At 72.3% G+C, this 7,069-nt stretch carries 5 protein-coding genes and 1 pseudogene; 3 read left to right on the top strand and 3 right to left on the bottom strand.

All coding sequences use genetic code 11. The annotated features are described in order from the left end of the window. Nucleotides 1–309 precede the first annotated feature (309 nt). Nucleotides 310–1,216 (top strand): annotated as a pseudogene (locus tag OFY01_RS20115) (YceI family protein). Nucleotides 1,217–1,321: 105 nt separating this feature from the next. Next, a complete protein-coding gene (locus tag OFY01_RS32650; protein WP_407700383.1) occupies nucleotides 1,322–1,399 on the top strand; it encodes a 50S ribosomal protein bL37 in 78 nt (25 codons plus the stop codon). A 36-nt stretch (nucleotides 1,400–1,435) separates the two neighbouring features. On the opposite strand, the gene OFY01_RS20120 is transcribed toward OFY01_RS32650, so the two are convergent. The 3 genes from OFY01_RS20120 to OFY01_RS20130 form a co-directional block, all read right to left on the bottom strand. Further along, on the bottom strand, nucleotides 1,436–1,612 hold the full coding sequence (locus OFY01_RS20120) for a hypothetical protein (protein WP_266601856.1): 177 nt from the start codon (nucleotides 1,610–1,612) through the stop codon (nucleotides 1,436–1,438). 108 nt (nucleotides 1,613–1,720) lie between these two features. Beyond that, nucleotides 1,721–2,530 carry an SAM-dependent methyltransferase gene (locus OFY01_RS20125; RefSeq protein ID WP_266601858.1) on the bottom strand — a complete coding sequence of 270 codons (810 nt, stop codon included), beginning with the start codon at nucleotides 2,528–2,530 and terminating at the stop codon, nucleotides 1,721–1,723. A 96-nt stretch (nucleotides 2,531–2,626) separates the two neighbouring features. Next, complete coding sequence (locus OFY01_RS20130) at nucleotides 2,627–4,909, bottom strand: glycoside hydrolase family 3 N-terminal domain-containing protein (RefSeq protein WP_266601860.1); 2,283 nt, start codon at nucleotides 4,907–4,909, stop codon at nucleotides 2,627–2,629. A gap of 200 nt (nucleotides 4,910–5,109) precedes the next feature. On the opposite strand from OFY01_RS20130, the gene OFY01_RS20135 reads away from it, so the two are divergent. Next, nucleotides 5,110–7,069 (top strand): ABC transporter ATP-binding protein (locus tag OFY01_RS20135; RefSeq protein WP_266601864.1); only part of this gene is annotated, 1,960 nt, incomplete at its 3' end.

The raw sequence follows: 7,069 nt of genomic DNA on the forward strand, positions 1-7,069 counted from the left end.
CGGCGCGGAGCCCGGCGAGCCCCGGGCGAGCAAGCGCCGCGCCGACGCGGTGAGTTCCGCCACGGGCACCGGTCGGCCGCCGTTCAGCACGGTGACGAGCGCGGAGAGCTCACGCTCGGTCAGCTCTGTCTCCACCACGTGGCCGCAGGCCGCCACGAGCCGTCGGCCGCCCGCCCGCGCCCACACCACGCGCTCGGTGGCCCGCACCGTGTCGTCGTCGGTGAAGTGGCCGGGCCGGGTGGGCGGCGGCACCGGACGCAGCACACCGCAAGCAGCACACCGGATCAGCATCAGAAAGGTCTGCCCACCATGCCTCTCGCCCTGTTCCGCCGGAAGCGGTCCGGTTCCGCCTCGCGGGGCGCGGGCGCCTGGTCCACCCGGTGCCCAGCGGCGCCGGGACGCTGCACTGTGCGGTCTACGACCCGGTGGGGCAGCCCATGGCGGGTGCCGACGTGACCGTGCGGGAGCCCGGCGCGGCCGACCGTCAAGGCGACGACCGACCCGTACGGCCGGTCTTCCTGACGCTGCCGCCCGGCCGGTACAGCGTCATGATCGCGGCGGACGGGCTCGAGCCGCACCGGCAGACCGTCGACGTGGCCTCCGGTGAGCCGCTTCCGCTCACCTCCGTGCAGCTGCACACCGGGCGTGCCCCGGAGCTGCCGCGCCCCGGCACCTGGCTCTTCGACCCGCCGCACACGGCGACCGCTTCATCGCCGAGCATGTCGGCATGGCTCATGTGCACGGCCGCTTCACCCGCTTCGAGGGCGTCATCCGCATCGCGCCCGACATGGCGGACTCACGGGTCGACGTGCGTATCGACGCCGACTCGATCGATACCGGCAACAAGACCCGCGACGATCACCTGCGCTCGCTGGACTTCCTCGACGTCGAGCGGTATCCGACGATCAGCTTCACCTCCGAGAGGTTCCTCTTCCGGGGCGGCTCGAAGTGGACCGTGCAGGGTGCTCTGACCATGCACGGCGTCAGCCGCACCGTCGACCTGGACACCGGTTGTCTCGGCGTCGTCAACGGCGGCTACGCGCAGGAGCTGCGCTGCGCCGCCCTCGCCACGGCTGAGCTGCACCGCGAGGACTAAACGCTCAACTGGCGCACCATGCTCGCGCGCGGCATCGCCGTCGTCGGGCCCACGGTGAAGCTGGAGCTGGACGTCCAGGCCATGCACCGCACTCACGACACGCCCACGCCGCCGAAGTAGGGGGCGGCGCCCCGGGCGGGGCGTCCGGATCGCGGCCCGCGTGCTCCTGTGCCATCGTGACCAGGAGTGATGTCGGGAAAGTCCGCTTTTGCCAGGAGGTGTCCCATGTCCTCGAAGCGACGCCGCAAGAAGAAGAGCCGCCGCAACAACGCCGCGAACCACGGCAAGCGGCCCCAGACCTGAGTCCGGCCCGAGCCCCTCGGGGCCTTCCCGTCCCGGTCAGACTCTCTGCGCGGTTCCTTCATCGATGGCCGACGCCCACTCGGTGACCAGGGCCTCGTACTCCGCGCGGTCCTCGGCCGTCAACTGTCCGCCGGCGCGCGCCCACAGGTCACGAATCTGCTCGTTGACCACGTCGGCGGAGCGGGTTGCGCGCGGGGTGGGGGTGGAGGACATGTGAACGAGGGTAGGGGATCGGTACGACAATCCGCTCCGGTCCGTCACGTGGGGATCGCCATGTGTGATGTTCGCCATTCCCGAGCAACCCGCCACCCCGCCGGCCCGTCAGACCTTGCGGGCCACGGCTCCGTACAGCGGGACGGCCGTGCCGTCGTGCTCCTCGTCGACGCCGAGCTCCGGATGCCACTCGGGCAGCCAGACCAGACCGGGTTCGAGCAGTTCGAGTCCGGCGAAGAACGCGGCGGTCTCCTCGCGTGAGCGCGGCACCAGCGTCACGCCGCCCGCCGCGTACATGTCGACGGCCCGCTGGGTGCGCTCCGGGTCGTGGTCCGAGGCGAGCTGCGACAGCGTGAGGTAACTGCCCGGTGCCAGAGCGTCCACGAGGGTGCTGATCAGCTCGGGCGCGCCGTCCGTGTCCGGGATGAAGTGGAGCAGCGCGATCAGCGAGACCGCGACGGGCCGATCGAAGTCGAGGGTCTCGCGCGCCTGCTCCAGGACGGCGCGCGGATCACGCGCGTCCGCCTGCACGTAGTGCGTGGCCCCCTCCGGCGTCCCGCGCAGCAGCGCCTGGGCGTGGGCGAGGACGATCGGGTCGTTGTCGACGTACACCACACGCGTCTCGGGCGCGGCGGCCTGCGCGATCCGGTGGAGATTGGGCTCGGTCGGTATGCCGGTGCCGATGTCGAGGAACTGACGCACGCCCCGGCGCGCCGCGAGCATCCGCGTCGCCCGCTGCATGAACCAACGGTTGTGGCGCGCACCGTACCTGGCGGTCGGCTCCATCGCCATGATCTGGCGCCCGAGCTCCTCGTCCACCGGGTAGTTGTCCTTGCCGCCGAGGAACCAGTCGTACACCCGGGCCGGATGGGGCCTGCCGGTGTCGATGCGCGGCGCGGCGGAAGACGTCTCCGTCATGGGCAACTCCCTGATGTACGCGGTGGGTTCGAGCCGGTTGCCGATCATCTTGCCGCACCGGAGCGGGGCGCGCGAGGAGATCCGTCCGGCCGGTGATCAGGTGACGGTCAGGGTCAGTTCCGCCTTCGCCGTGGAGTCGGTGCCGACATACAGCTCGAACGTGCCCTTCTCCAGGCGGAATTCACCAGTCGTCTCGTTGCTCCAGAAACCGAGGTCGTCCTTGCCGAGCGGCAGCCGGACCGTGGTGGCGTCCCCCGGCCTCAGTGTCACGCGCCGAAAGCCGCGCAGGCGGCGCACCGGCTGGGTGATACTCGCCGCCACGTCACGCACGTACAGCTGCACCACCTCGTCGCCCTCCCGCGGACCGGTGTTGCGCACCGGCACCGACACCTCGACGGTGTCCCCTCGCCCGAGCGCGCGGGCGGCCACGCTGCCGCGGCTCAGCTTCGGCGCGCCCAGCTCGAACGTCGTGTAGCTCAGCCCGAACCCGAAGGGGAACTGCGGGGTGGGCGGGAGGTCGAGGTACGTCGACGTGTACGCGTTGCCCGCGGTGTAGGGGCGGCCGGTCGACTCGTGGTTGTAGTGGACGGGGATCTGGCCGACGGTCCGCGGGAACGACACCGGAAGCTTGCCGCCGGGGTTCACCGTGCCGAACAGCACGTCGGCGACGGCGTGACCGGCCTCCGTCCCCGGGTGCCATGCCTCCAGAACCGCGGGCGCGGAGCCGAGCCAGCCGCCGATCGTCAGGGGGCGGCCGTTGACGAGGACCACCACGAACGGCTTGCCGGTGGCGGCGAGCGCCGTGATCAGCTCCTCCTGTGCGCCGGGCAGCGAGATGTCGCTGCGCGAGGCCGCCTCGCCGCTCATCGCGGGCGGCTCGCCGACGACCGCCACGGTGACGTCCGCCGCCTTCGCCGCCGCGACCGCCGCGCCGATGCCTGTGACGTCCCTGCCTCGCGGGCCGACACCGCGCGCGTACGTGACCTTCGCGCCCGGCGCCGCCTCGCGGACGGCGTCGAGAACCGTGACCGACGGGTACCGGCGCGCCGACTGCGGCACCGCCCAGGTGCCGAGCAGGTCGCCCGAGTCGCCGAACGGGCCGACCACCGCGATCGAGCCGACGGATCTCTTCAGCGGCAGCAGGCCGTCGTCGTTCTTGAGCAGCACCATCGAGCGCGCCGCCGCCGTGCGGGCCGCCGCCCGCGACCGCGCCGTGGGGCCGTCGATCGCCTTGTCCTCGTCGACGTACGGGTCGTCGAAGAGCCCCAGCGCGTGCTTGAGGCGCAGCACCCGCCGGACGGCGTCGTCGACGCGGCGCCGGTCGATCCGCCCGGCGCGCAGCAGCTTCCTGCCGTGCGTGCGCAGTTCGGTGCTGGTCATCTCCATGTCGACGCCCGCGTTCAGGGCCAGTCGCGCCGCGTCGGCGCCGTCCTCGGCGAAGCCGTGCGCGATCAGCTCCCGCACGCCCGCGTAGTCGCTGACGACGAACCCGTCGAAGCCCCACTCCTTCTTGAGGATGCCGGTGAGGGTGTGGGCGTTGGCGTGCGCCGGGACGCCGCTGATCGTGTTGAACGAGGCCATCACCGTGGCGGCGCCCGCCTCCACGGCGGCCTTGAACGGCGGAAGGTGGAGGTTGCGCAGGCGCGACTCGGACACGTCCACCGTGTTGTAGTCGCGGCCGCCCTCGGCGCCCCCGTAGGCGACGAAGTGCTTGGCGCAGGCCGCGAGCGTCCGTTTGTCCGCGTAGCCGGAGCCCTGGTAGCCCTCGATCTTCGCCGCGGCGAAGCGGGAGGTCAGGTACGGGTCCTCGCCGCTGCCCTCGGCGACGCGGCCCCAGCGCGGCTCCCGCGTGACGTCCATCATCGGGGCGAACGCCCAGTGCACCCCGTTGGACCGGGCCTCACGCGCCGACGTCTCGGCGTCGGTGCGGGCCACTCGCGGGTCGAAGCTCGACGCCTGCGCGAGCGGGATGGGGAAGTTGGTCCAAAAGCCGTGGATGACGTCGAGGCCGAACAGCAGCGGGATGCCGAGCCGTGACTCCTCCACGGCGATGCGCTGGAGCTCATTGGTGGTCTTCGCGCCGAAGACGCTCAGCACGGAACCGAGCCGTCCGGCCCGCGCAGCGTCCTCGACGTCCCTGGTGGAACCCGACCCCGGGTTGAGGTCCCAGGACCAGGGCAGCTGCTGGAGCTGCCCCAGCTTCTCTTCGAGAGTCATACGCGCGAGCAGCGCCCTGACCTTGCCGTCGGCGTCCGCGGACGGCCGCACGGAGGCCCCGCGCGCCGCGGACGCGGCGGTGGCGTGCCTGGTGGTGGCCGCTCCCGCGGCGGCGGTGAGGCCGATCGCGGACAGCAGAGTACGCCTCGGTAGCTCCGGCATGTCTTCGCTTCCCGATGGTCGAAGCGCCCACAACTTGTCTGTCGGGCGAAAGAATTGAAGCGACGCTATGTTTCGGGCATGAGAGGGTCAAGCGGCGCGACAGGGGCGTCACTCGCGTGCCCCGCGGGCGTCGCGTGATGTGCCGCGCCCCAGCTCTTCACCTCAACATTGGTTGAGGTCATACCGTGGTGGACATGAGCATGGAGACCACAGCCTGGACGCAGCTGCACAGCGTCATGAACGCGCAGAACGGCGGCCCGAACGGCCGCCCCTTCGCGCGCGCCACCCTTCGCCGCATCGCCGCCTTCGCGCGCCCCCACAGACGCCGCATCGCCCAGTTCGTGGCGCTGAGCATCCTGACCGCACTGCTCGCCGTGGCCACCCCGCTCCTGGCCGGCCGCGTCGTCGACGCCATCGTGGGCGGCAAGGACCAGGGGACCGTCGTGCGCCTGGCCGTCCTCATCGCCCTGATCGCCCTCGCCGAGGCGGGGCTCGGACTCCTCGCCCGCTGGCTGTCGGCCAACCTCGGGGAGGGCCTCATCCTCGACCTGCGCACGGCCGTCTTCGACCACGTGCAGCGCATGCCCGTCGCCTTCTTCACCCGCACCCGCACCGGCGCCCTGGTCAGCCGCCTCAACAACGACGTCATCGGCGCGCAGCGCGCCTTCAGCAACACCCTGTCCGGCGTCGTCGGCAATGTGGTCACGCTGCTGCTGACCCTCGCCGTCATGCTCACCCTGTCCTGGCAGATCACCCTGCTCGCCCTGCTCCTGCTGCCGGTCTTCGTGCTCCCCGCCCGCCGCATGGGTTCCCGCATGGCCCGCCTCCAGCGCGAGGCCGCCGCCCACAACGCGGCCATGGGCACCCGGATGACCGAGCGGTTCTCGGCGCCCGGCGCCACGCTCGTCAAGCTCTTCGGACGGCCCGACGACGAGTCGGCCGAGTTCGCCGCCCGCGCCCGCAGGGTGCGCGACATCGGGGTGCGCACGGCCATGGTGCAGTCCGGCTTCATCACCGCCCTCACCCTGGTCTCCGCGCTCGCCCTCGCCCTCGTCTACGGCCTCGGCGGCTACCTCGCACTCGACGGCACCCTCAAGGCCGGCGCCGTCGTCTCCCTGGCCCTGCTGCTCACGAGGCTGTATGCGCCCCTGACCTCCCTGGCGGGTGCCCGGGTCGAGGTGATGAGCGCTCTGGTCAGCTTCGAGCGGGTCTTCGAGGTCCTCGACCTGGAGCCCCTGATCGCCGAGAGGCCGGACGCCCGCGCGGTGCCGGACGGCCCGGTCGCCGTCGAGTTCGACGCCGTACGCTTCGGCTACCCGTCCGCCGACAAGGTCTCCCTCGCCTCCCTGGAGGAGGTCGCCGCTCTCGACACCCGCGGCGGCACCGAGGTCCTGCACGGCATCTCGTTTCGCGCCGAACCCGGCCAGACCGTCGCCCTGGTCGGCTCGTCGGGCGCGGGCAAGTCGACCATCGCGCAGCTGCTGCCGCGCCTCTACGACACCGATGCCGGCGCCGTGCGCATCGGCGGCGTCGACGTGCGCGACGTGAGCGCCGCCTCGCTGCGCGCCACGCTCGGCATGGTCACGCAGGACGGACACCTCTTCCACGACAGCGTCCGCGCCAACCTGCTCCTGGCCCGCCCCGACGCGACCGAGGCCGAACTGTGGGACGCCCTGACCAGGTCCCGCCTCGACACGCTGGTCCGCTCCCTGCCGGACGGCCTCGACACGGTCGTCGGCGAGCGCGGCTACCGGCTCTCCGGCGGTGAACGCCAGCGCATGACGATCGCCCGGCTCCTCCTGGCCCGCCAGCGTGTGGTCATCCTCGACGAGGCCACCGCCCACCTCGACAACACGTCCGAGGCCGCCGTCCAGGAAGCGCTCACCGAAGCCCTCGAAGGCCGCACCGCCGTCGTCATCGCGCACCGCCTCTCCACGATCCGCTCCGCCGACCAGATCCTGGTCGTCGAGGACGGCCACATCGTCGAGCGCGGCACCCACGAGGACCTGGTCGACGCGGGCGGCCGCTACGCCGAGCTGTACCGCACCCAGTTCGCGGCGGACGGGCCGCAGGCCGTCGCCGCCGCGGGCGGGGCTGCCGGGGCGGCCGGCGCGGTCGAGGCAGCCGGGGCTGCCGGGCCGGCCGGGGCTGCCGGGGGAG

This window comes from Streptomyces beihaiensis (genome assembly GCF_026274175.1).
Classification (GTDB): domain Bacteria; phylum Actinomycetota; class Actinomycetes; order Streptomycetales; family Streptomycetaceae; genus Streptomyces; species Streptomyces beihaiensis.

Coding starts and splice junctions, on each gene's coding strand:
- OFY01_RS32650 (WP_407700383.1), top strand. CDS start 1,322: ATGTCCTCGAAGCGACGCCGCAAGAAGAAGAGCCGCCGCAACAACGCC.
- OFY01_RS20120 (WP_266601856.1), bottom strand. CDS start 1,612: ATGTCCTCCACCCCCACCCCGCGCGCAACCCGCTCCGCCGACGTGGTC.
- OFY01_RS20125 (WP_266601858.1), bottom strand. CDS start 2,530: ATGACGGAGACGTCTTCCGCCGCGCCGCGCATCGACACCGGCAGGCCC.
- OFY01_RS20130 (WP_266601860.1), bottom strand. CDS start 4,909: ATGCCGGAGCTACCGAGGCGTACTCTGCTGTCCGCGATCGGCCTCACC.